18 protein-coding genes and 1 pseudogene are annotated in these 23,119 nt (G+C 62.0%); 17 read left to right on the top strand and 2 right to left on the bottom strand.

From position 1 onward, the window contains the following. Positions 1 to 41: 41 nt before the first annotated feature. The 13 genes from nuoN (at position 42) to HB630_RS12265 (ending at position 14,863) form a co-directional block, all read left to right on the top strand. Positions 42 to 1,478: an NADH-quinone oxidoreductase subunit NuoN gene (gene nuoN / locus HB630_RS12325; RefSeq protein ID WP_213772533.1), complete on the top strand. Its 1,437-nt coding sequence runs from the start codon at positions 42 to 44 to the stop codon at positions 1,476 to 1,478. Further along, the gene (locus HB630_RS12320; protein ID WP_213772532.1) at positions 1,478 to 2,290 is read left to right on the top strand and encodes a biotin--[acetyl-CoA-carboxylase] ligase; all 813 of its coding nucleotides are present in this window, start codon (positions 1,478 to 1,480) and stop codon (positions 2,288 to 2,290) included. Before nuoN ends, HB630_RS12320 begins: the two co-directional genes overlap by 1 nt. Further along, entirely contained in the window at positions 2,290 to 3,960 is a 1,671-nt protein-coding gene (locus HB630_RS12315; protein ID WP_213772531.1) for a ribonuclease J, read from the top strand. The genes HB630_RS12320 and HB630_RS12315 overlap by 1 nt, the downstream gene beginning before the upstream one ends. Before the next feature lie 37 nt (positions 3,961 to 3,997). Further along, the gene (mce, locus tag HB630_RS12310; protein ID WP_213772530.1) at positions 3,998 to 4,402 is read left to right on the top strand and encodes a methylmalonyl-CoA epimerase; all 405 of its coding nucleotides are present in this window, start codon (positions 3,998 to 4,000) and stop codon (positions 4,400 to 4,402) included. Between the two features lie 3 nt (positions 4,403 to 4,405). Beyond that, positions 4,406 to 4,681 (top strand): DUF1467 family protein, encoded by a 276-nt coding sequence (locus HB630_RS12305; RefSeq protein ID WP_213772529.1) that lies wholly within the window; start codon positions 4,406 to 4,408, stop codon positions 4,679 to 4,681. Positions 4,682 to 5,333: 652 nt separating this feature from the next. Beyond that, entirely contained in the window at positions 5,334 to 5,705 is a 372-nt protein-coding gene (locus HB630_RS12300; protein WP_249780827.1) for a DUF2946 domain-containing protein, read from the top strand. A gap of 89 nt (positions 5,706 to 5,794) precedes the next feature. Beyond that, positions 5,795 to 8,269, top strand: coding sequence for a TonB-dependent receptor (locus HB630_RS12295; protein WP_213772527.1), 2,475 nt, complete (start codon positions 5,795 to 5,797; stop codon positions 8,267 to 8,269). A gap of 29 nt (positions 8,270 to 8,298) precedes the next feature. Then, on the top strand, positions 8,299 to 8,820 hold the full coding sequence (locus HB630_RS12290; protein WP_213772526.1) for a copper chaperone PCu(A)C: 522 nt from the start codon (positions 8,299 to 8,301) through the stop codon (positions 8,818 to 8,820). A gap of 56 nt (positions 8,821 to 8,876) precedes the next feature. Continuing rightward, positions 8,877 to 9,359, top strand: coding sequence for a DUF1775 domain-containing protein (locus tag HB630_RS12285; protein WP_249780852.1), 483 nt, complete (start codon positions 8,877 to 8,879; stop codon positions 9,357 to 9,359). Positions 9,360 to 9,375: 16 nt separating this feature from the next. Then, positions 9,376 to 10,950: a CopD family protein gene (locus tag HB630_RS12280; protein WP_213772524.1), complete on the top strand. Its 1,575-nt coding sequence runs from the start codon at positions 9,376 to 9,378 to the stop codon at positions 10,948 to 10,950. A 189-nt stretch (positions 10,951 to 11,139) separates the two neighbouring features. Further along, on the top strand, positions 11,140 to 12,453 hold the full coding sequence (proS, locus tag HB630_RS12275; protein WP_213772523.1) for a proline--tRNA ligase: 1,314 nt from the start codon (positions 11,140 to 11,142) through the stop codon (positions 12,451 to 12,453). Positions 12,454 to 12,876: 423 nt separating this feature from the next. Further along, a complete protein-coding gene (locus tag HB630_RS12270; RefSeq protein WP_213772522.1) occupies positions 12,877 to 14,157 on the top strand; it encodes a lipoprotein-releasing ABC transporter permease subunit in 1,281 nt (426 codons plus the stop codon). A gap of 7 nt (positions 14,158 to 14,164) precedes the next feature. Further along, positions 14,165 to 14,863: an ABC transporter ATP-binding protein gene (locus HB630_RS12265; RefSeq protein WP_213772905.1), complete on the top strand. Its 699-nt coding sequence runs from the start codon at positions 14,165 to 14,167 to the stop codon at positions 14,861 to 14,863. 109 nt (positions 14,864 to 14,972) lie between these two features. Here HB630_RS12265 and HB630_RS12260 read toward each other — a convergent pair whose 3' ends face one another. Together HB630_RS12260 and HB630_RS12255 are read right to left on the bottom strand one after the other, a co-directional pair. Beyond that, the gene (locus HB630_RS12260) at positions 14,973 to 15,245 is read right to left on the bottom strand and encodes a DUF3551 domain-containing protein (protein ID WP_213772521.1); all 273 of its coding nucleotides are present in this window, start codon (positions 15,243 to 15,245) and stop codon (positions 14,973 to 14,975) included. A 21-nt stretch (positions 15,246 to 15,266) separates the two neighbouring features. Continuing rightward, the gene (locus tag HB630_RS12255; protein WP_213772520.1) at positions 15,267 to 15,545 is read right to left on the bottom strand and encodes a DUF3551 domain-containing protein; all 279 of its coding nucleotides are present in this window, start codon (positions 15,543 to 15,545) and stop codon (positions 15,267 to 15,269) included. A gap of 946 nt (positions 15,546 to 16,491) precedes the next feature. Between HB630_RS12255 and dnaE the strand changes: the two genes are divergently transcribed. The 4 genes and pseudogenes from dnaE (at position 16,492) to tsf (ending at position 23,078) form a co-directional block, all read left to right on the top strand. Beyond that, positions 16,492 to 20,031 carry a DNA polymerase III subunit alpha gene (gene dnaE, locus HB630_RS12250; protein ID WP_213772519.1) on the top strand — a complete coding sequence of 1,180 codons (3,540 nt, stop codon included), beginning with the start codon at positions 16,492 to 16,494 and terminating at the stop codon, positions 20,029 to 20,031. An 85-nt stretch (positions 20,032 to 20,116) separates the two neighbouring features. Next, positions 20,117 to 20,790: pseudogene (locus HB630_RS12245) on the top strand (carbonic anhydrase). Between the two features lie 230 nt (positions 20,791 to 21,020). Then, the gene (locus tag HB630_RS12240; RefSeq protein WP_213772518.1) at positions 21,021 to 22,019 is read left to right on the top strand and encodes a 30S ribosomal protein S2; all 999 of its coding nucleotides are present in this window, start codon (positions 21,021 to 21,023) and stop codon (positions 22,017 to 22,019) included. A gap of 129 nt (positions 22,020 to 22,148) precedes the next feature. Beyond that, positions 22,149 to 23,078 (top strand): translation elongation factor Ts, encoded by a 930-nt coding sequence (gene tsf, locus HB630_RS12235; RefSeq protein WP_213772517.1) that lies wholly within the window; start codon positions 22,149 to 22,151, stop codon positions 23,076 to 23,078. Positions 23,079 to 23,119 lie beyond the last annotated feature (41 nt).

Below are 23,119 nucleotides of genomic sequence, written 5' to 3'. Positions count from 1 at the left end.
CTGATTTGCATCGGAGCCGGGGTCCAGATCAGGACAACGTCATGAGCTTTGAGAGTGCAGGTTATCAGTTGCTGCCGGTGCTGCCGGAGCTGGTGCTGGCCGTCGGCGCCATGGTGTTGCTGATGATCGGTGCCTATCGGGGCCAGCAGATGACCGGCGTGGTCACGGGACTTGCGATCTGCCTGCTGGTCGTGGTCGGCGTACTGGAATTGATGCTGCCGGCCGGGAAGCTCACGACGTTCAATGGCAGCTTCATTGTCGATGGCTTTGCCCGCTTCCTGAAGATCCTGGCGCTGATCGGCTCGGCGGTCACGCTGGTGCTTTCGTTTGAATTCCTGTCCGATCCGTCCCGGCGCATCTTCGAATACGCCGTTCTGGTGCTGCTTTCGACGCTCGGCATGATGGTGCTGATCTCGGCCGGCGATCTCATCATGCTGTATCTCGGGCTCGAACTGATGAGCCTTGCGCTTTACGTGGTCGCGGCGAGCAACCGCGACAACGCCAAATCGACCGAAGCCGGCCTGAAATATTTCGTACTCGGCGCGCTGTCCTCGGGCATGCTGCTCTACGGCGCCTCGCTGATCTACGGTTTCACCGGCACCGTCGCTTTCGCCGGCATCGCGGCCGCGGTGAAGACCGGCAGTATCGGTATCGTGTTCGGTCTGGTGTTTCTGCTCGCCGGGCTCTGCTTCAAGATATCGGCGGTGCCGTTCCACATGTGGACACCGGACGTCTATGAAGGCGCGCCGACACCGGTGACAGCCTTCTTCGCATCCGCGCCGAAGGTCGCCGCGCTCGCGGTGTTCACCCGTGTCGCGCTCACGGCCTTTCCCGGCATCATCTCGCAATGGCAGCAGATCGTGGTGTTCGTCTCGATCGCCTCGATGGCGCTGGGATCGTTCGCCGCCATCGGGCAGACGAACATCAAGCGGCTGATGGCCTATTCCTCGATCGGCCATATGGGTTTTGCGCTGGTGGGGCTTGCCGCCGGCACAGCCGAGGGCACGCAGGGCGTGTTGGTCTATATCGCAATCTATGTGGCGATGACGCTCGGCACCTTCACGGTGATCCTGACCATGAAGCGCAACGGACAGCATGTTGAAAACATTAGCGACTTCGCAGGTCTGTCGCGCACCAATCCGATGCTGGCTTTTCTCTTTGCGATGCTCTTGTTCTCGCTGGCCGGCGTGCCGCCGCTGGCGGGCTTCTTCGGAAAATTCTACGTGTTTTCCGCTGCCATCAAGGCCGGTCTGTTCACGCTGTCCGTTATCGGTGTCCTCACCAGCGTGGTCGGCGCGTTTTACTATCTCCGCATTGTCAAGGTGATGTATTTCGATGACCCGCTCACCAAGCTCGATCCGATGCGCGCCGAGCTGCGGCCGGTGCTGGCGGTCGCGGGCCTCTTCAATCTCTTGTTCTGCTTTTATCCAGGACCGTTGTTAAGCGCTGCAACGGCCGCCGCGCAGTCGCTTTTTTGATGGCATTCGCGCTCGGTCCACGAGCCATATCGGCGGGTTACCGGCTCGCCACCTTCGACCAGATCGGTTCGACCAACGCGGAAGCGATGGGATGCGCGCGTGATGGTGTGTGCGGCCCGATGTGGTTCGTCACCTCGGAGCAGACGGCTGGGCGTGGCCGGCGGCACCGTCCCTGGATCGCGCCGCGCGGTAATCTCGCCAGCAGCATCCTGGAGGTGATCGATGTATCGCCTGCCATCGCGGCGACGCTGGGATTCGCCGCCGGGCTTGCGCTCGAGCAGGCCCTGCAAAAGGTCAGCATCGAAGCCGCGCTCCGGTCCGGGGGATCGGACCAGCTGAAGTTCTCGTTGAAATGGCCCAATGACGTCCTCGCCGGCGCGAAGAAGCTTGCCGGCATCCTGCTGGAAGCCGAGGCCGTGGCCGATAACAGGCTGGCGGTCGTGGTCGGGATCGGCACCAATGTCGTTGCCGCGCCCGAGGGCACGCCGACGCCCGCGACTTCGCTAGCCGCGCTCGGCGTGCAGATCGGCGCAGAGGATCTGTTTGCCGCGCTGTCGGATGCCTGGGTCGAGTTCCGCGATATCTGGGACAATGGCCGTGGCTTCGATGCCATCCGGAAACTCTGGTTGCAGCGCGCCGCCGGACTGGGCAGCAAGGTTGCCGTTCATACCGGCAATGCGCCGATTGAGGGCATATTCGAAACGCTGGATGAAACCGGCTGTTTGATCGTAAGAACGTCTGATGGCCGGTGTGTACCGATCGCCGCCGGTGACGTTTATTTCGGCTCGGCGGCTTCCGTGGGGGCAGCCTGATGGCGCGACCTGATGAACTAACCTTTGCGCCGCTCGGTGGCGTCGGCGAGATCGGCATGAACCTGTCGGTCTATGGGCTCGGCAACCGCCATCAGGGCTCGTGGCTCGCGATTGACCTCGGGGTCTCCTTTGGCGACGAGGAGCATTTGCCCGGCATTGACCTCATCATGCCGGACATCAAGTTTCTGGAAAAAGAGCGCAAGAACCTGGTCGGTCTGGTGCTGACCCACGCCCATGAAGATCATTTCGGCGCCATCATCGACCTCTGGCCGCGGCTGCAATGCCCGGTCTATGCGACCAAATTCAGCGCCGCTCTGTTCGAGGCCAAATGCGCGGCCGAGCGCAATCCGCCGAAGATTCCGGTCACGGTCGTGCCGTCCGGCGGTCGCATCGATCTCGGCCCGTTCAATGTCGAATTCATTCCGGTCGCGCATTCGATTCCGGAAGCGCACGCGCTGGCGATCCACACTTCCGCCGGCACCGTGTTGCACACCGGCGACTGGAAAATCGATCCGACGCCGATCATCGGGCCGCCGACCGACGAGCGGCGGCTGCGCGAACTCGGCGACGCCGGCGTGCTGGCGTTGATCGGCGATTCCACCAATGCGGTGCGGGAAGGGCGTTCGCCGTCTGAAACCGAAGTCGCCCGGACCATCGCCGAACTCGTGAAGGCCGCGAAAGGCCGCGTCGCGGTAACCACCTTTGCTTCCAACGTGGCTCGGTTGCGCGCGGTTGCGGACGCGGCGCGGCTCGCCGGCCGCGAAGTGGTCGTGGTCGGCCGCGCCATGGAGCGGGTGGTGCAGGTGGCGCGCGAAACCGGTCATCTCGATGGCGTGCAGAATTTCCGCGGGGCCGATCTCTACGGTCACTTTCCGCCCGACAAGGTGCTGGCGCTTTGCACCGGAAGCCAGGGCGAGCCGCGCGCGGCGCTGTCGCGCATCGCCAATGACGATCATCCCGAAGTGACGCTCAACAAGGGTGATTGCGTGATCTTCTCCTCGCGCACCATTCCCGGCAATGAGAAGGCGGTCGGCGCCATCATCAACGGCCTGGTGACGCAGGGTATCGAGGTCATTACCGACCGCACCCATCTGGTCCACGTTTCCGGCCATCCGCGGCGTGACGAGTTGCGCGACATGATTTCGTGGGTCCGGCCGCAACTGCTGATCCCCGTTCATGGCGAGGCATTGCACCTGTCCGAACATGCGAGTCTGGCCCGCGCCTGCGGCGTGCCGAAGGTGCTGACTTGCCGTAACGGCGACCTGGTCAGGCTCGGGCCGGGAGAGCCTGGCATCATCGGCGAACTGCCGTCGGGCCGGCTCTATAAGGACGGCTCGATCCTGGAGGATTCCAAGTCGCGGGCGGTCGTGGAACGGCGGCGGATGGGATTTGCCGGTTGCGCCTTCGTGGCCATCGCCATGACCGAAAAGGGCGAACTGGCGGAAGATCCCGAGGTTGATCTCGTCGGCATCCCCGAGAAGAATATGGCTGGAGAGACGCTCGACGAAATCGTGTTCGATGTGGTGGTCTCTACCATTGAGGGGCTGGCGCGGCCACGACGGCGTGATCCCGACGCGCTGGCGGAATCGGTGCGCCGCGCGGTGCGCGGCACGCTGAACGAGCATTGGGGCAAGAAGCCGCTTTGCCTCGTTCATGTTCTGACGGTGTGACGCAAAACATACGCGAATATAAAGCGGAGGGGATGCGATGCTGGGTCGGCTCAATCACGTGGCGATCGCGGTCAAGGATGCCGAGAAGGCCGCGAGGATCTACGGCGCGGCGTTCGGTGCCGATATCTCAAAGGCCGTGCCGCTGCCCGAGCACGGCGTCATCACCGTGTTCGCGACGCTGCCCAATACCAAGATCGAATTCATTCAGCCGCTCGGCGAATCCTCGCCGATCGCCAAATTCCTCGAACGCAACGCCGACGGCGGCATTCATCACGTCTGCTACGAAGTGTCCGATATCATTGCCACACGCGATATCCTGATCAAGGAAGGCGCGCGGGTGCTCGGTGACGGCGAGCCCAGGATCGGCGCTCACGGCAAGCCGGTGCTGTTTCTGCATCCAAAGGATTTTTCAGGCGCGCTGGTCGAGATCGAGCAGGCTTGAGCCATGATCTACACGCTCTCGACCGCGTTCGCGATCTACTTCGTGGTGTGGTGGATCGTGCTGTTCCTGACATTGCCGTTCGGCGTGCGCAGCCAGCACGAGGAAGGCGAGGGTGCGCCCGGCACCGATCCCGGCGCGCCGGTCATGGCGCAGATGGGCCGCAAGCTGATCTGGACCACGGTGCTCTCGGCGGTGTTTTTCGGCGCGGCGTGGCTGGCCTATGACGCCGGCTATCTGAATGTCGACCGGCTGTCCCGGCTGATGGGAATGCCGTTCTGAACACGATCCGGTAACGGCTCCGCGAAGATCTGTCGCTTCGTCACCGATCGGATTCGTTCAATGACAAAGACACATTCATCATCGACGGCGTGCGGGTCATTGCCGGGAATTTCTTACGACCGTGGTGCGATCAAGAAGCACGCCGACATCGGCTTGAATTTAGGTGGAAACGGCCCGACTGGGAAAATACGATTGATTTAAAAAAAGAGCAGGGCGCGAACCCTGCTCTGAACATTGTGTCGACCCTGTTTTTCCCGAAAATTAGATTTGATCTTGATTGACGGGGCGACGCTGCTTGTGCGCGTCAGGGCTCCTCCCGAGACTTGGACCACCAGACTTCAACCTTGCGGCTAGCCTGAGCCTGTAAAGCTAGACTATCTTTTTCGACTTGTCATCAATTTCAGCAACGATTGTTCAAAATTAGAGCAAATTACGAAATGAACCGGATTTCGCCGTCTCAACCCCAACCTGTAGAAGTTGATGGTATTTCGGTAGGGTAGAATGGACGATGGGAATGCTGCATTGGCTGTCGTTTCCGAGAGATTATTCCCCCAATCGCCCGCAATTTATTGCGGAAGCGCGTCTCGACTTCCCAACCGGCCGATGATTAGGTGACGGTCTTGCGAAGGTAGGTAGTTTGATGCGCCGGCGGTTGCGGAAATTTCTTCCGATCGTCCTGATGGCCCTGATGGTGCAAATCCTTGCACCGATCGCCGCATGCTGGGCAGCCGGCATCGCCGCGTCCGACCCCTTGTCCGCGGCCGAGATCTGCCACGATAGCGCGGCTTCTGCCTCGGATACCGGCAACCAGACAGACCAGACCGGCGGCTCTCACGTTCATGATGGCTTGTGCTGCCTGGCCTGCGGCATCCATGCCGGAGCGTCTCTCGATGCGCCGCAGATGCCGGTTGCGGCGCCCCATCGCCTGCCCGAACGCGTGGTTTGGCACGAGGTCGCGCCGGAACTGCTCGGCTGCCGTACGGGCTCGCTCGCCCAGGCCCGCGCGCCGCCCTTCATTTCCTGACTCCAAGACACCTCACGATCGGCGCAGCTGTCGCTGCCCGATAATGCCGTTGAGCAGGCTGGCCATAGCGCCAGTGTCAGGATTTTCGGATGTTTCGTCTTCATGCCCTTGGTGGCGTGAGCGCCGTTGCACTGCAGGCGGCGCTGGCCGCTTGCGCCGGTGCTGCGCGCGCACAAAGTAGCCAGCAGGCGCTGCCGCCGGTCACGGTGGAGGCGCCAAAGGCGTCGATAAAACGCGTTGCGAAAAAGCCCGAACGGGCGGCCTCCCTCAGGCGGCGCGAGCTGCAGCCGGCCGCCGTGCCACCGCGGCATTTGCCTGTTGTCGTCGTCAGCACCGAGGGCGGCGCCAATGCTTCGCTCGGGACGCCGCCAATCAAGCAGCGGTTCCAGCTCCCGCAGGAATCCTACAGCATCACCGCCAAGCAGATCGAGGAGACAATCAACCTCAGGGATACCGAAGACGCCATCAAATATTTCCCGGGCCTGTTCGTGCGAAAACGCAACGACGGCGACAACCAGGCGGTGCTGGCGACCCGGACCTGGGGGCTGAACTCCAGCGCGCGCACCCTGATCTATTACGATGATCTGCTGATCTCGGCGCTGATCAACAACAACAACACCAATGGCTCGCCGCACTGGAATCTGGTCTCGCCGGACGCGATTGCACGGATCGATTTCCTCGACGGGCCGTTTGCCGCCGCCTATCCCGGCAATTCGATCGGCGGGGTGCTGCTGATCACCTCGAAAATGCCGGACCACGCCTTCGCGACGGCCAAGGAGACCGTCTCGGTCATGCCGTGGAATCAATACGGCACCAAGGGTACTTACGGCAGCAGTCTGACCAGCGCGTCCGCAGGCAATCGCGACGGTGCCTTGTCGTGGCTCCTCAGCGTCAACTACCAGGACAGTTTCCAGCAGCCGCTGACCTACACCACCAATGCCACGCTCCCGGCGGGGACGACGGGTGGCTTCCCAGCGCTAAACAAGCAGGGGCTTCCAGCCGATGTCGTCGGCACCGGCGCCCTGGCGCATTCACAGCAGACCTCGGCGAACCTGAGGCTGACTTATGATGTGACGCCGCTGGTGCAAGCGACGTATTCGTTCGGGGTCTGGAATAATATCCAGACCTCCAATCCGCAAACCTATCTGACCTCGGCGGCGACGGGCGCAGCGACCTTTGCGGGAATTTCGGGTTTCGCGAGCAACAAATACATCTGGGACGAAACCCATCTGAGCAACGCCATCTCGCTCAAGAGCGACACCAAGGGTGTCTTTGACTTCGATCTTTCGGCTTCGAGCTATAATTATTTGCAGGATACCCAGCTCAATCCCTTCACCGTCACGCCGACAGGGGCCGGCTATTCGCTGAACGGAAAGATTACGCGCATGGACGGGACCAACTGGCAGAATGGCGATGCCAAAGGAATCTGGCGGCCGTTCGGTTACGACGGCCCGCAGGAAGTCAGCTTCGGCCTGCACGGCGACCGCTATAAGCTGGAAAATCCAGTATACGCATCGTCAGTCTGGAACGCCGTGCCATCCACTGGCACGGGTCAGCTCTATTCGGACGGCGAGGGGGAAACGCGGACCGGGGCGCTGTGGGTCCAGGACGCCTGGAAGATCATTCCGAACCTGAAACTCACGCTTGGCGGACGGCTGGAATCCTGGGAAGCGATCAACGGCTACAACCTCAACACCACGACCAGCGGTGCAGGCGCCGTCACCTCGATTGCTGCGATCAATCAGCCCAATCTCTCTTCGACTAATTTCTCGCCGAAAGCCTCGCTGTCGTATGACCCCAACAAGGACTGGAACATCACCGCCAATTTCGGCGAGGCGTATCGCTATCCGACAGTCGCCGAGCTTTACCAGAACGTCACCGTGGGTGGCGTGGCGACCTTCGCCAATCCGAACCTGACGCCGGAGCAGGACTTCAACGGCGAACTCAATATCGAACGCCATTGGAACGACGGCCGCGTTCGCCTGACGCTTTTTGAGGAGAGAACCAACAACGCCATCATCTCGCAGACCAATCTGATGACAGTGAACAGCGCGCAGACGCCGACCACGACCGTCGGCAACGTTGCGGCGATCCGGATGCAGGGTGTCGAACTGTCGGGTCAGAAGGACGACGTCGCGATCAAGGGCCTGCAGCTCTTCGGCAGCGTGACCTATGTCGATTCCCGGATCCTGTCAGATCCGACCTGGGCAGGCACCAATCCGCTAACGCTCCAGCCGGACGCCGTGGTCGGCAAGCGCGTCCCCTATGTCCCGGATTGGCGGTCGACCTTCGGTGTTACCTATCGGCCGAACCAAAGCTGGGCCTATACGATCGCAGCCCGTTATAGCGGCAAGCAATATTCGATGCTCGATAACACCGACATCATCCCGCATGTCTATGGCGCCTTTGACAACTATTTCGTGGTCGACATGAAGGTCCACTATAACGCGACGCAGAATTTCGCGTTCGATTTCGGGATCGATAACCTCTTCAACGAACAATACTTCCTGTTCCATCCGTTTCCCGGCAGGACCTATGTGCTTGCGGGAAAATACACGTTCTGAATCTGGCCAATAACGAAAAGGAAAATCCCATGACATTCATTTTACGGCTGCTCGCCTCCGGCTTCTTTATCGCGGGCCTGCTGGCCGCGCCCGTGCGTGCCGAGGAGGTGAAGGCCGGCGATCTCGTGATCAGCCAGGCCTGGAGCCGCGCCACGCCGAATGGTGCGAAGATCGGCAGCGGCTATCTGACCATCGAGAACAAGGGCGCCACCGCAGATCGTCTCGTCGGTGTTTCCGCCGACATCGCCGGCAAGGTCGAGGTCCATGAAATGGCCATGAACAATGGCGTGATGACGATGCGTCCGCTCGATAACGGGTTGACCATCGATCCCGGCAAGACCGTGAAACTGTCGCCCGGCGGCAATCATTTGATGATGTTCGATCTCAAGACTCCGCTCAAGCAGGGGGACACGTTGCCGGTCACGCTGCAATTCGAGAAAGCCGGCAAGGTGAAGGTTTCGCTCGACGTGCAGGGCATCGGCGCGCAGGCGCCGGGCGCTGCGTCCGGCGGCATGAACATGCAGAAAATGCCGAACGGGATGAAGATGTGAGGCTGATGATGTTGAGCGCAAATCAATCGCGTCTTGTGACAGTGCTTGCGGTTACGATGTTCGCGGCGTCGCCGGCCAGCGCCCATATCACGCTGGAAAAGCGCGAAGCGGCGATCGGCTCGTCCTACAAGGCGGTGTTCGTCGTGCCGCATGGCTGCGCCGGCTCGGCTACGACCAAAATCCGCGTGCAGATCCCCGACGGGGTCATCGATGTGAAGCCGATGCCGAAGCCCGGCTGGAACGTCGAGGCGATCAAGGGCAAATATGCCGGCGCCTACGACTTCCACGGCGCCAGGCTGACCGAGGGCGTCAAGGAAGTGGTGTGGAGCGGCGGCAAGCTGCCGGACGATTTCTACGATGAATTCGTCCTCAGTACCTTTCTGACCGGCGATCTCAAACCCAACACCACGCTGTATTTTCCGACCGTGCAGGAATGCGAGCAGGGGACCAGCCGCTGGATCGATATTCCCGCCGATCCCGCGCAAGCCCATGACAGCAAATGGCCGGCGCCGGGCGTGAAGCTGTTGCCGAAACCTTGAGAGTGCAGTCCTGACGATGCGCCTGATCGCCGGTCTGGCAATGTTGTTGTGGGTTCTCTGTGGTGCGACGGGCGCATCGGCACATGCTTCGCTGGTGGCGACGGTGCCCGGCGACGGCAGCGTCGTGGCCGAGGCGCCGAAGGTTGTGGAATTGCGCTTCAATGAAGGCGTGGCGCCTGTGGTGGTCAGCCTGATCGATGCCGCGGGGAAAACGCGCGCCGATGCCGCGGTGAAGGCGGTCGACCAATCCATCTTCGTGACGCTGCCCGAAAACCTGCCGCGGGGAACGCAGGTCGTCAGCTACCGCGTGATCTCGCAGGACGGGCACCCGGTTGGGGGATCGCTGGTGTTTTCGATCGGCGCGGTAACGGAAACGCCAGCCGAGCCGGCGGGCTCCGGCACGGTCGCTTGGCTGATCTGGCTGGCGCGGATCGGCGTCTATCTCGGCCTGTTCGCCGGGATTGGCGGGGCGTTTTTTGTCGGCTGGATCGGCCGCGCGCCGGCCGCGACAAACATCATTACGGTCGCTTTGGTGGCTGGTCTTTTTAGCGCGTTGGCGTCGCTGGGATTGCAGGGGCTCGACGTGCTGGAATTCGGTCTGGACGATTTCCTGTTGCCCGTGACATGGAAGGCCGCGCTGGGCACCAGCCTCGGGCCGTCGCTGCTGGTAGCGATCGCGGCGATGGCCGCAGGCGTCGTCGCGCTGCGAACGGCGTCGGCGCGATTAGGACGTCTGCTCGGGGCGCTTGCGATGGCTGGCGTCGGCATTTCGCTGGCGACGACCGGTCACGCCGCGACCGCATTGCCGCAATGGCTGACCCGGCCGGCCGTGTTCCTGCATGGCGTAGGTGTCGCCTATTGGCTCGGCGCCTTCATGCCGCTGGTGGCGATGGCGGCAAGGCCTAAACCTTCTTTGCTGCCCGTTCTGAACCGGTTCTCGCGTATCGCGGTGCCGGTGGTGGGCGTGCTGGTGCTGACCGGGTTGACGCTTGCGGTCATTCAGCTTGCGAGCTTTCGAGCGCTGATCGAGACCGATTACGGATTGATCCTGTCGGTCAAGCTGGGGCTCGTTATCGCGCTCCTGGGCCTGGCGGCGCTCAACCGCTTTCGTCTGACGCCGGCGCTGGCGGCCGATCCCGCCGCGGCGCGGCCCCTCGTCAGATCCATCGCGCTCGAAGGCCTGGTCGCGGTCGGGATTCTGGCGGCGGTGGCCGGTTGGCGCTTCACGCCCCCGCCGCGCGCCCTGGTTGAGACAGCCGACACGCCGCTCGCGGTCCATATCCATACCGACGAGGCCATGTTCCAGATCCTGGTGTCGCCGGGCAAAGTCGGCGCCGACAGCTTCGTGCTGCAATTGATGCAGGGCGATGCGAGCCCGCTCGTGGCCAAGGAAGCCACGCTCATTCTGAGCCTGCCCGAGCGCGGCATCGAGCCTCTGGAGCGTCCGGCGACGCTCGGGGCGGATGGCTACTGGCATGTCCGCGGCGTGCCGATCCCATATCCCGGCCGCTGGCACATACGGATCGAGGCATTGGTGACAGACTTCAAGAAGATTACACTGGAAGATGAACTTGATGTGCCCCAGCGTTAGGAAAGGCGCCTAAGGCACTCTACTGACAACTGTTTGTGGCCCATTTACCTCTGATCGAGCGTTGCTGCGGCAGGAACTGGCGAAAATCGCCATCCCAGCGGCTTGCGCAACGCGCGGCCTTGTGTTTTTCCGGCCGATCCGGTTTCACTGCGGCCACTCCCGTGTCCCACCGATTCCCTGAGCGTAGCCATGCGATTGTCGCGTTTTTTTCTGCCGATCCTGAAAGAGAATCCGAAGGAGGCCGAAATCGTCTCGCATCGGTTGATGCTGCGGGCGGGCATGCTGCGGCAGGAGGCGGCGGGCATCTATGCCTGGCTGCCGCTGGGCTTCCGGGTGCTGAAGAAGATCGAGCAGATCGTGCGCGAGGAACAGAACCGCGCCGGCGCGCTGGAACTGTTGATGCCGACGCTGCAACTGGCCGATCTCTGGCGCGAAAGCGGCCGCTACGATGCCTATGGCCCGGAAATGCTGCGCATCGCCGACCGCCACAAGCGCGAATTGCTGTACGGGCCGACCAACGAGGAGATGATCACCGAGATCTTCCGCGCCTATGTGAAGTCGTACAAGAGCCTGCCACTCAATCTCTATCACATCCAATGGAAATTCCGCGACGAGCAGCGTCCGCGTTTCGGCGTGATGCGCGGCCGCGAATTCCTGATGAAGGACGCCTATTCCTTCGATATCGACGAGGCGGCAGCCCGGCGCTCCTATAACCGGATGTTCGTGGCCTATCTGCGAACCTTCGCGCGGATGGGATTGAAGGCGATCCCGATGCGCGCCGAGACCGGCCCGATCGGCGGCGATCTCAGCCATGAATTCATCGTGCTCGCGGAGACCGGCGAATCCGCGGTTTATTGCGACAGCGACGTGCTCGATCTCCCGGTGCCCGGTGAAGATGTCGATTACGACGGCGATCTTACCCCGATCATCAAGCAATGGACTTCGGTCTATGCGGCGACCGAAGACGTCCATGACGACGCGCGTTTCCAGCGCGAGGTGGCGGACGCAAACAAGGTGAAGACGCGCGGCATCGAGGTCGGGCAGATCTTCTATTTCGGCACCAAATATTCGGATACGATGAAAGCGCTGGTGGCGGGCGCCGACGGCGCCGAGATTCCGGTCCACGGCGGCTCCTACGGCGTCGGCGTGTCGCGTCTGGTCGGCGCGATCATCGAGGCCTGCCACGACGAGGCCGGCATCAAATGGCCGGAAGCGGTGGCGCCGTTCCGGGTGGCGATCCTCAATCTGAAGCAGGGTTCTGACGACACCGATGCGGCGTGCGAAAAACTCTATCGTGAGTTGACGGCCAAGGGCGTCGATGTGCTCTATGACGACACCGACCAGCGCGCCGGCGCGAAGTTCGCGGCGGCCGATCTGATCGGCATTCCCTGGCAGATCATGGTCGGCCCCAAGGGCCTTGCCGAAGGCAAGGTTGAACTCAAGCGGCGCTCGGACGGGTCACGCGAGACCATGTCACCGGCCGACGTCGTGGCGCGCTTCTGATAATCGTTTAAACGGTGTCGTTGGAATTTTCCGTCTCCAAGGGAAATCCACACGTCGTCATGCGGCTGTCGCCCCTCGATCAACTGAAAGACCGTCCTGCGCGCTATCCCTGCGGCCAAGGGGCGTCGTTTTCCGATAGATCGATTGGGATCGCGTGAGAGCCGATATCGGCACCGCGCCACTTCCGCGTGCAGAACACCGATCACGATGTCGACATTGCGACCGTCACCCGATGCCAAGGAGCCGAATCACCCAAGCGTTCGGATCAAGCGTTCGAATAATGTAATGGATTAATTAGCCGGGCCTGCTTAACCGCACTATGATCAATCGGAACCGTCGGATTCGGGGCGTTCGTCAGGCGGCCAAACCCTGTGGGAAACCCTTGAGGGTAAACAAAAGCCATAATCATGGGATTATCGGGCTATGGATGAGACCATGAGCGAGCCAGTTCGAACCCTACCTTTTGCGCCATTCGAATGGCTGCTGTCGGGACGCTATTTGCGCGCGCGGCGCAAGGAAGGCTTTATTTCCGTCATCGCCGGCTTTTCCTTTCTGGGCATCATGCTCGGCGTCGCCACGCTGATTATCGTGATGGCGGTCATGAATGGCTTCCGCAAGGAATTGCTGGACAAGATCCTCGGCCTCAACGGACACCTGTTGGTGCAGCCATTGGAGTCGCCGCTGACCGACTGGAAGGATGTGGCCGACCGCATCAGCCAGGTTCAGGGCATCCGGCTTGCGGCGCCCGTGGTGGACGGGCAGGGGCTCGGGTCATCGCCGTTCAACGCGACCGGCGTCTTCATTCGCGGCATCCGTGCCGACGACCTCAACAACCTGACCTCGATTTCCAAGAACATCAAACAGGGGACGCTTGAGGGATTCGATGACGGGCAGGGCGTCGCCATCGGCCGAAGGCTTGCGGATCAGCTTTCCCTGCATGCCGGAGACAGCATCACTTTGGTCTCGCCCAAGGGCGCGGTGACGGCGATGGGCACCACGCCGCGGATCAAGCCCTACAGGGTTTCCGCCGTGTTCGAGATCGGCATGTCGGAATATGATTCGAGTTTCGTGTTCATGCCGCTGACCGAGGCGCAGAACTATTTCAACCGTAACAGCGATGTGACCGCGATCGAGGTGTTTACCGACAATCCCGACAAGATCGATGGTTTCCGCAAATCCGTGACCGAAGCGGCTGGGCGGCCGATCTTTCTGGTCGACTGGCGGCAGCGCAACGCGACCTTTTTCAATGCGCTCCAGGTCGAGCGCAACGTGATGTTTCTGATCCTCACCATGATCGTCCTTGTCGCGGCGCTGAATATCGTTTCGGGCCTGATCATGCTGGTGAAGGACAAGGGCAGCGATATCGCGATCCTGCGCACGATGGGCGCCTCGCAAGGGTCGATCATGCGGATATTTCTGATCACGGGAGCTTCGATTGGCGTGGTCGGCACGCTGACCGGTTTTCTGGTCGGCATGGTGGTCTGCCTGAATATCGAATCAATTCGCGAATTCCTGTCCTGGCTCACCAACACCGAGCTGTTTTCGCCCGAGCTTTACTTTCTGTCGAAGCTGCCGGCCGAGATCGATTTCGGCGAGACCGCTGCGGTGGTCATCATGGCGCTGACGCTTTCCTTCCTTGCCACGCTGTATCCGTCGTGGCGTGCCGCCCGCCTCGATCCTGTCGATGCGCTCCGGTACGAGTGAGGGGCTGATGGCGCAAGGGACGGAAGATGTACCGGTCGTCTATCTTCACGAGATAAAGCGGCAATACAGGCAAGGCGAGGCGACGCTGACGATCCTCGATGGCGCCAAGCTGGCGCTATGGGCCGGTCAGTCGGTCGCCCTGGTGGCGCCGTCGGGCTCGGGCAAATCGACGCTGCTGCATATCGCGGGCCTGCTTGAAAGCCCCGATGACGGCGAAGTCTATGTCGGCGGCACCGCCACCTCGGGGCTGTCGGACATGGAGCGAACCCAGATCCGCCGCACCGATATCGGCTTCGTCTACCAATCGCATCGGCTGTTGCCGGAATTCACCGCGCTGGAAAACGTGATGCTGCCGCAGATGATCCGCGGCCTCAAGCGCGCTGAAACGGTCAAGCGCGCGACCGAGATCCTGGCCTATCTCGGTCTCGGCGACCGCATCAAGCACCGGCCGGCCGAACTATCGGGGGGCGAGCAGCAGCGTGTCGCGATCGCCCGCGCTGTCGCCAATGCGCCGCGCGTTCTGTTCGCCGACGAGCCGACCGGAAATCTCGATCCGCATACCGCCGATCACGTGTTTGGCGCGCTGATGCAGCTTGTCCAGGCCACCCAGGTGAGCATGCTGATCGCGACCCATAACATGGAACTGGCGGGCCGGATGGACCGGCGGGTGTCGCTCGAGGGTGGGCGCGTCATCGAGCTTGAGTGACAGATAGCCGTAGCGTTTTCGGGCGAAGCGGATTCCGGTTCACGTAAAGAAAACGCGTCAAAACGAAATATGAGAGCCCGGCTCTGATTCAATCAGAACCGATGAAGCTTTACTCCGCGCGGCGCCGTCTTCGATGATATGGCCGTAACGGCTTGTCGTGACCCTTGTCGTAATAGGGATTGACAATGCACTGCGCCGGGAGGCCCTGCGCCAATGGCCTGCACTGCGACATCGAGGTGTAACTGCAATCGTAATAGCCGAATGGACCGAAGATCTGCCGGCAAACTGGAAAGTCCGGATCATAAGTTTGCGCTTCCGCCGGCGTCATCATCGATATGGCGCCGATCACCAGAACCGCCAGAGCGAGGATACGCTTCAACATCCGATTCGCGATCTCATCCGCTCAGTAGGACGGATAGGCGGGATGAACGGGGCGCACATGGCCGCGATTTCTGCGAGGAACACCTTCCGGCACGTAATATGGATTCTCAATGCATTGGAGGAACCGTCCGGAGGCGGTGGCTTGGCACTGCTCATAGCTGGTATAGGTACAACCGCTGAGCCCCGGATATTCCATGCCCTGGATGCAAAATGGATAACGGGTCCCATAGGCCGCAGCCGGCGTCGCGCCGAGCATCGCCAGTCCACCTGCCGTAACCAAAGCCGCCACAAGACCGCGCATGAAAACCTCTTTCGGCCGCACCGTTTTGAATTCAATCGTGAACGAGACCCAAATCGCTCAAGCCGCCCCGCGTCAACTCACGTTCGCGAGCAGCACCGATCCCTTCTATGCCGCCAGGACTGCCTTGTTTTGATCAATCTCAACAGGCAGGGCTAACCGGCAATAACCCCATCGGCCGTTGGCGCCTCCAAATGTCCTGCGGCAGTAGGTCACCTGCGAACGCCAATTTCGGGCTGGAAAACGGACGCTTCGTCGCGCATATCGGGACATGCGAATGAGACCATCCATCCTGTTGGCCGCTATCCTTCTCGCGGCGGCTATTTTGTTGGTGTTCCGTGACGAACTGCACGCGCGGGGACCGCACTACCTGAACAGACTGGCCGAGCCGACCACGGAATGCGGATTCTGGGACTCGATGGCGGCCGGCATGTCTTGCCGATGACGGATCAGGCCCCGTGAATGGAAAGCGTTGGTCCGCGGCTGTCTCATGATGGCTGACCAACCGACTTTCTGGGATTAACCAATTCTGCCGTCTTCTAGCCGGCCATCGCCGCCGCTGCTTGACTCTGAGAACAAAATAGGAACAATGTTCGTATTATGTTCCTGTGTCAGGGAGGCGGTGATGTTGAGGATATTCGTGGAAGAGGCGGCGGCGCTGGCTTCAATCACACTGTTCGTTGGAATGATCGCAGTCTGGGCGCAACTGATTTGCCAGTTTTGAGGCTCGGAGCGGTACGAACCCGGAAGGGCCGTGAGTCTAGGGTCTGAGCAAGGGCCAAGTTTTGGGGAAAAGAAGGACGGCGGGCCTTAATCGGGCCTTCCGCATGGACAGCTCGGGCCGGGCGTCCCACCATGGCGGGGCGAGTCGATGCTTGAGGCGGCTTCCGCTTCCCTAGAGGAGGCGTTGCGCGCCTCGAGTCCCCAAAAGCACAACACATTCAGACCTATGACGATACAGAAACCGACCACGGCCAGCGCCGGCTTTGTTCATCTTCATGTTCATTCGGCCTATTCGCTGCTCAAGGGATCGATCAAGATCCAGAAGCTTGCGGAACTGGCCAAGGCCGACCGGCAGCCGGCGCTGGCGCTGACCGACACCGATAATATGTTCGGCGCGCTGGAGTTTTCCGACAAGCTGGCGGGCTATGGCATCCAGCCGATCGTCGGCTGCGAGTTGGCGGTCGATTTCGGCGACCAGGATCCGAACGCGCGTAATGCGGTCGCCGGCCCCGGACGAATCGTGCTGCTGGCGGCCCGCGAGCGCGGCTATCGCAGCCTGATGCGTCTGAATTCGCGGGCGTTCCTGGAGACGCCGGTCCACCAGAGCCCGCACATCAAGTTCGACTGGCTGCATGGCGACGCCGAAGACCTGATCGTCCTGACCGGTGGTCCCGATGGGCCGATTTCGCCCGCCTTCGTGGCCGATCAGCCGGCGCTCGCCGCCTTACGCTGCGACCGGCTGGCGGAGCTGTTCGGCGACCGGCTCTATATCGAATTGCAACGTCACGGCATTGACAAGGAACGCCGCGCCGAAGGCGGCCTGATCGATCTCGCCTATACCAAGGGGCTGCCGCTGGTCGCGACCAACGAGCCGTATTTCGCGGCCGCCGATGACTACGAAGCCCATGACGCGCTGTTGTGTATCGCGGGCGGTCGTCTGATCGCCGAGACCGATCGCGAGCAGTTGACCCCGGACCACCGCTTCAAGACCCGCGCTGAAATGGCGGTGCTGTTTGCCGACATACCGGAGGCGCTGGCGTCCACGGTCGAGATCGCCGAACGCTGCTCGTTCCGCCCGAGGACGCGCAAGCCGATCCTGCCACGCTTCACCGTCGGGGCCGGCGCGAATGCTGCGGAGGCGCAGAGCGACGAAGCGGCGGAATTGCTTCGTCAGGCCGAGGAAGGGCTCGACCGGCGGTTGAGGATTCACGGCCTGTCGCAAGGCATGACCGAGGAGGATTATCGCAAGCGGCTGGCCTTCGAGATCGACGTCATCAACCGCATGAACTATGCGGGCTACTTCCTGATCGTCTCGGACTTCATCAAATGGGCCAAGGCGCAAGGCATTCCGGTCGGGCCTGGCCGCGGCTCCGGCGCCGGCTCGCTGGTCGCCTGGTCGCTGACCATCACCGATCTCGATCCGATCCGGTTTGGCCTGCTGTTCGAGCGCTTCCTCAATCCGGAGCGCGTATCGATGCCGGACTTCGACATCGATTTCTGCCAGGACCGGCGCGGCGAAGTGATCAGCTATGTGCAGGAGCGCTACGGCCGCGACCAGGTGGCACAGATCATCACCTTCGGCACCTTGCAGGCGCGCGGTGTGCTCCGCGACGTCGGCCGTGTGCTGCAAATGCCGTATGGTCAGGTCGATAAGCTGACCAAGCTGGTGCCGCAAAACCCGGCCGCGCCGGTGACGCTGGCGGCTGCGATCGAAAGCGAGCCGAAGCTGCAGGCGTTCCGCGACGAGGATCCGGTGGTGGCGCGCGCCTTCGACGTGGCGCAGCGTCTTGAAGGCCTGACCCGGCACGCCTCCACACACGCCGCCGGCATCGTCATCGGCGACCGGCCGCTCAGCGAACTGGTGCCGCTCTATCGCGATCCGAAATCGGACATGCCGGTGACCCAGTTCAACATGAAATGGGTCGAGCCGGCGGGGCTGGTTAAATTCGACTTCCTCGGCCTGAAGACGCTGACGGTGCTGGATGTCGCGGTCAAGCTCCTGAAGCAGCGCGATGTCCATGTCGATCTGGCGACGCTGCCGCTGGACGATGCCGCCAGTTACCAGATGCTGGCGAAGGGCGATGTGGTCGGCGTGTTCCAGGTTGAAAGCCAGGGCATGCGGCGGGCGCTGGTCGACATGCGCCCCGACCGGTTCGAGGACATCATCGCGCTGGTCGCGCTTTATCGTCCCGGTCCGATGGCTAACATCCCGACCTATTGCGCCCGCAAGCATGGTGACGAAGAGCCGGAATATCTGCATCCGATGCTGGAGCCGATCCTCAAGGAGACCTTCGGCGTTATCATCTACCAGGAGCAGGTGATGCAGATCGCGCAGGTGATGGCGGGCTACTCGCTGGGCGACGCCGATCTGTTGCGCCGTGCGATGGGCAAGAAGATCCGCGCCGAGATGGAAAAGCAGCGCGCGATCTTCGTGGCCGGCTCGGTCAAGAACGGCGTGCCGAAAGGGCAGGCGGACACGATCTTCGAACTGCTGGCGAAATTCGCTGATTACGGCTTCAACAAGAGCCACGCCGCAGCCTATGCGCTGGTGTCGTACCACACCGCCTATATGAAGGCGCATTACCCGGTGGAGTTTCTCGCGGCGTCGATGACGCTCGAACTCAACAACACCGACAAGCTCAGCGAGTTTCGCTCCGAATCGCAGCGGCTCGGCATCAAGGTTGAGGCGCCCTCGATCAACCGTTCCGGAGCGACTTTCGAAGTCGGCGACAATACGATCTATTATGCGCTGGCGGCGCTCAAGGGCGTCGGCGCGCAGGCGATCGAATTGATGGTGGAGGCAAGACGGAGCGGCCTGTTCACCTCGCTCGCCGACTTCGCTTCCAGGGTCAATCCGCGCGCCATCAACAAGCGCGTCATCGAGAGTCTCGCCGCCGCCGGCGCGTTCGACACGCTCGATTCCAACCGGGCCCGCGTGTTCGCGGGCGCGGATGCCATTCTCGCCGCATGCCAGCGCAGCCATGAAGCCACCACATCAGGGCAGAACGACATGTTCGGCAATGCGGCCGATGCGCCGACCATCGTGCTGCCACAGCTCGAGCCGTGGCTGCCGGCCGAACGGCTGCGGCGCGAATATGACGCCATCGGCTTTTTCCTCTCCGGCCATCCGCTGGATGATTACGCGACCGTGCTGAAACGCTTGCGGGTGCAGTCCTGGGCCGAATTCTCCCGCGCGGTGAAGACCGGCGCGACCGCGGGCAAGGTTGCCGCGACCGTCGTCTCGCGGATGGAGCGGCGGACCAAGACCGGCAACAAGATGGGTATCATGGGCTTGTCTGATCCGACCGGTCATTTCGAAGCGGTGTTGTTTTCGGAAGGGCTCGCGCAATATCGCGACGTGCTGGAGCCGGGCGCGGCGGTGCTGCTGCAACTTGGCGCCGAATTGCAGGGCGAGGACGTTCGCGCGCGGGTGCTGCATGCCGAGCCGCTGGATGACGCCGCGGCCAAGACCCAGAAAGGCTTGCGGATTTTCGTGCGCGATACGAAGTCGCTGGAATCGATCGCCAAGCGGCTGGCTGGGCCGGAGGGCGCGCCGGCCAATGGAAACGGAGCGCCGGTGGCAAAGGCCGCCAGCCCCGGCATCGTTCCGCGCGCAGGTTCCGGAGACGGCGAGGTCTCGCTCGTGATGATGCTCGACCTCGAAACCGAGGTGGAAATGAAGCTGCCGGGCCGCTTCAAGGTCTCGCCGCAGATCGCGGGGGCGATCAAGGCCGTAACGGGCGTGGTCGAAGTTCAGACGCTGTAATTGCCGGATCTGGCGGAGGGTTCCGATGTGCGGGTTATGCCGTGACCGCTCGTTTCATTCGTTCGCGCCCTCACGCCGGACGGCAATGGTTGTCGCCGCGTCGGCGATAGGGCTGCTCCTTGGAAACGCTGCCGGCGCCAAGCAGGTGAAGGCGCCGCCAAAACCGCAAAATGTACTGTCGCCGGATGCCTCGCTTGAGCGTCTGCGGGCAGGCAACGAGCGCTATGTTGAAGGCGTCTCGCGGCGTCACGACTTCAAACATGAGCGGGAGGTGCTGGTAGGGGGCAAAACCCCTATGCGGGTATTTTAAGCTGCGCCGATTCCCGCATCGCGCCCGAATATGCCTTCGATAGCGGCCGCGGCGATCTATTTGTTTGCCGGGTGGCCGGAAACTTCGCCAATGACGAGACTATCGCCAGCATGGAATACGCCATCGCGGTGCTCGGCATGCCTTTGATCCTCGTGCTCGGTCACGATCGTTGCGGCGCTGTGGGCGCAGCCATCAAATCGCTCAAGGACGGCAGCACATTGCCGGGCCGCATGCCGTCGCTCGTTACCGCCATCGCGCCGGCCGTGAAGGCGGTCTCGTCGCAAGCAGGCAGCGCCCTCGACAATGCGATCCGGCAGAATGTGATCGACAATGTCGCCAAACTGAGCTCCGCAACGCCCATTCTCGGCGCGGCGGTGGAACAGAAGAAGCTCAAAGTGGTCGGCGGCATCTACCGGCTCAAGGATGGCAAGGTCGATATGGTTACTTGAGAGCCGGCTGGAACGTGAACCGGCCGGCCTGGCCCGGAGGGGTGGGCAAGGCCAGGGCGGGGTCAGAAAGGCCGCAAAACCGGCCTTATTTCCTTGCTTCTGGCGAAAATCCAGCTATATAGCCGACCATCTCACACGGAAACATGGCTTTAAAGGCCGTCCGGTGGCAACCGGGCCATAAGGCTCGTTTGCTCACACGTTTCCGGAGGAACCAACCGGAGAACTAGATCATGTCGGTACCCGATTTCTCTATGCGTCAGTTGCTTGAGGCTGGCGTTCACTTTGGCCACCAGTCGCACCGCTGGAATCCGAAAATGGCGGATTACATTTTCGGCGCCCGCAACAACATCCACATCATCGATCTCGCCCAGACGGTGCCACTGCTGCATCGCGCGCTTCAGGCGGTCAGCGATACCGTCGCCAAGGGCGGCCGCATCCTGTTCGTCGGCACCAAGCGGCAGGCGCAGGACGGCGTGGCCGAGGCTGCGAAGCGTTCGGCGCAATATTTCGTCAATTCGCGCTGGCTCGGCGGCACGCTGACCAACTGGAAGACAGTGTCCGGCTCGATCAAGCGCCTGCGTCAGCTCGATGAGATGCTCGGCTCCGGCGAGGGCGCGCAGTACACCAAGAAAGAACGTCTGACCTTGCAGCGTGAGCGCGACAAGCTTGACCGTTCGCTCGGCGGTATCAAGGACATGGGCGGTCTTCCCGACATGATCTTTGTGATTGACACCAACAAGGAAGACATCGCGATCCAGGAAGCGCAGCGGCTCAATATTCCCGTCGCCGCGATCGTCGATACCAATTCCGATCCCAAGGGCATTACCTATGTGGTGCCGGGCAATGACGACGCCGGCCGCGCCATCGCGCTGTATTGCGATCTGGTGGCCCGCGCGGCCATCGACGGCATTTCGCGCGCCCAGGGCGACTCCGGGATCGATGTCGGGGCTTCCATTCAGCCGGTGAGCGAGGTCATTCCGGCCGCGCCCCAGCCTGCCGGATTCCAGGGGCTCGCAGGTCCGCGCGGCACCGCCGACAACCTCAAGAAACTGACGGGCGTGTCGGGCGCGATCGAGAAAAAGCTCAACGACCTCGGCATCTTCCATTACTGGCAGCTCGCCGAACTCGATCACGACACCGCGCACAAGATCGGTGAAGAAGTCGGACTTCCGAGCCGGGCCGATGCCTGGGTCACCCAGGCCAAGGCGCTGACCGCCGAGGCCGAGTAAGGTAATCGCGATGGCCGGATCGTTCCGGCCATCGCTTTAAGTTTCCGATACGACATCCCCTGTGGCTGGCAGGAGCGAGTCGGAAGACCGCGTTGCGGTCGCCCTGACAGGCAAGAAGGACGTTCAACGATGGCTACGATCACAGCAGTGATGGTCAAGGACCTCCGCGAGTCGACCGGCGCGGGCATGATGGATTGCAAGGCGGCGCTCACCGAGACCGGCGGCGACATGCAGGCTGCCCAGGATTGGCTGCGCAAGAAGGGCCTGTCGAAGGCTGCAAAGAAGGCCGGCCGCGTCGCGGCGGAAGGCCTGATCGGCGCCGTGACGTCGGGTACCAAGGGCGTGGTCGTCGAGGTCAATTCCGAGACGGACTTCGTCGCGCGCAACGAACAGTTCCAGGGACTGGTCAAGATGATCGCGCAGGTCGCGTTGCACAGCGGCGCCGACATCGAGAAGATCAAGGCGGCGAAGGTCGGGGACGTGACGGTCGAGACCGCCATTTCCGATGCGATCGCGACCATCGGCGAGAACATGACGCTGCGCCGCGCGGCTTCGCTCGAAGTCGGCAAGGGCGTGGTGTCGAGTTATGTGCATGGCTCCGTCATCGACGGCGCCGGCAAGATGGGCGTGATCGTGGCGCTTGAATCGGCTGGTAAAACCGACGAACTAGCCATGCTTGGCAGGCAGCTCGCGATGCATGTCGCGGCCGCCAATCCGCAGGCGCTGGACCCGGCCGGGCTCGATCCCGCCGTCGTGAAGCGCGAAAAGGATGTGCTGGCCGACAAGTACCGCCAGCAGGGCAAGCCGGAGAACGTGATCGAAAAGATCGTCGAGTCCGGCCTGAAGACCTATTACAAGGAAGTTTGCCTGCTGGAGCAGGCTTCGATCCACGCCGAGCATAACGGCAAGTCCGTAGGCCAGGCGCTAAAGGATGTTGAGGGCAAAGTCGGCGCGCCGGTGAAGATTACCGGATTTGTGCGCTATGCTCTCGGCGAGGGAATCGAAAAGCAGGAATCCGATTTCGCAGCTGAAGTCGCGGCGGCCAGCGGCAAGAAGTAACGGCCGGAGGTTTTTCCGGCACGATGGCCCGAAGTCGAGCG

It is taken from the genome of Bradyrhizobium sp. dw_78 (assembly GCF_018449525.1).
Classification (GTDB): Bacteria; Pseudomonadota; Alphaproteobacteria; order Rhizobiales; family Xanthobacteraceae; genus Bradyrhizobium.
Note: the sequence above shows the minus strand (reverse complement) of the source record. Positions and strands in the feature narration are given on the sequence as shown.

Excerpts from the sequence above, each read along its gene's own strand:
- HB630_RS12285 (WP_249780852.1), top strand. The coding sequence starts at position 8,877 with ATGTTCGCGGCGTCGCCGGCCAGCGCCCATATCACGCTGGAAAAGCGC.
- nuoN (WP_213772533.1), top strand. The coding sequence starts at position 42 with ATGAGCTTTGAGAGTGCAGGTTATCAGTTGCTGCCGGTGCTGCCGGAG.
- HB630_RS12265 (WP_213772905.1), top strand. The coding sequence starts at position 14,165 with ATGGCGCAAGGGACGGAAGATGTACCGGTCGTCTATCTTCACGAGATA.
- HB630_RS12295 (WP_213772527.1), top strand. The coding sequence starts at position 5,795 with ATGTTTCGTCTTCATGCCCTTGGTGGCGTGAGCGCCGTTGCACTGCAG.
- HB630_RS12255 (WP_213772520.1), bottom strand. The coding sequence starts at position 15,545 with ATGCGCGGTCTTGTGGCGGCTTTGGTTACGGCAGGTGGACTGGCGATG.
- dnaE (WP_213772519.1), top strand. The coding sequence starts at position 16,492 with ATGACGATACAGAAACCGACCACGGCCAGCGCCGGCTTTGTTCATCTT.
- HB630_RS12260 (WP_213772521.1), bottom strand. The coding sequence starts at position 15,245 with ATGTTGAAGCGTATCCTCGCTCTGGCGGTTCTGGTGATCGGCGCCATA.
- HB630_RS12320 (WP_213772532.1), top strand. The coding sequence starts at position 1,478 with ATGGCATTCGCGCTCGGTCCACGAGCCATATCGGCGGGTTACCGGCTC.
- proS (WP_213772523.1), top strand. The coding sequence starts at position 11,140 with ATGCGATTGTCGCGTTTTTTTCTGCCGATCCTGAAAGAGAATCCGAAG.
- HB630_RS12315 (WP_213772531.1), top strand. The coding sequence starts at position 2,290 with ATGGCGCGACCTGATGAACTAACCTTTGCGCCGCTCGGTGGCGTCGGC.
- HB630_RS12270 (WP_213772522.1), top strand. The coding sequence starts at position 12,877 with ATGGATGAGACCATGAGCGAGCCAGTTCGAACCCTACCTTTTGCGCCA.
- HB630_RS12240 (WP_213772518.1), top strand. The coding sequence starts at position 21,021 with ATGTCGGTACCCGATTTCTCTATGCGTCAGTTGCTTGAGGCTGGCGTT.
- HB630_RS12305 (WP_213772529.1), top strand. The coding sequence starts at position 4,406 with ATGATCTACACGCTCTCGACCGCGTTCGCGATCTACTTCGTGGTGTGG.
- mce (WP_213772530.1), top strand. The coding sequence starts at position 3,998 with ATGCTGGGTCGGCTCAATCACGTGGCGATCGCGGTCAAGGATGCCGAG.
- HB630_RS12290 (WP_213772526.1), top strand. The coding sequence starts at position 8,299 with ATGACATTCATTTTACGGCTGCTCGCCTCCGGCTTCTTTATCGCGGGC.
- tsf (WP_213772517.1), top strand. The coding sequence starts at position 22,149 with ATGGCTACGATCACAGCAGTGATGGTCAAGGACCTCCGCGAGTCGACC.
- HB630_RS12280 (WP_213772524.1), top strand. The coding sequence starts at position 9,376 with ATGCGCCTGATCGCCGGTCTGGCAATGTTGTTGTGGGTTCTCTGTGGT.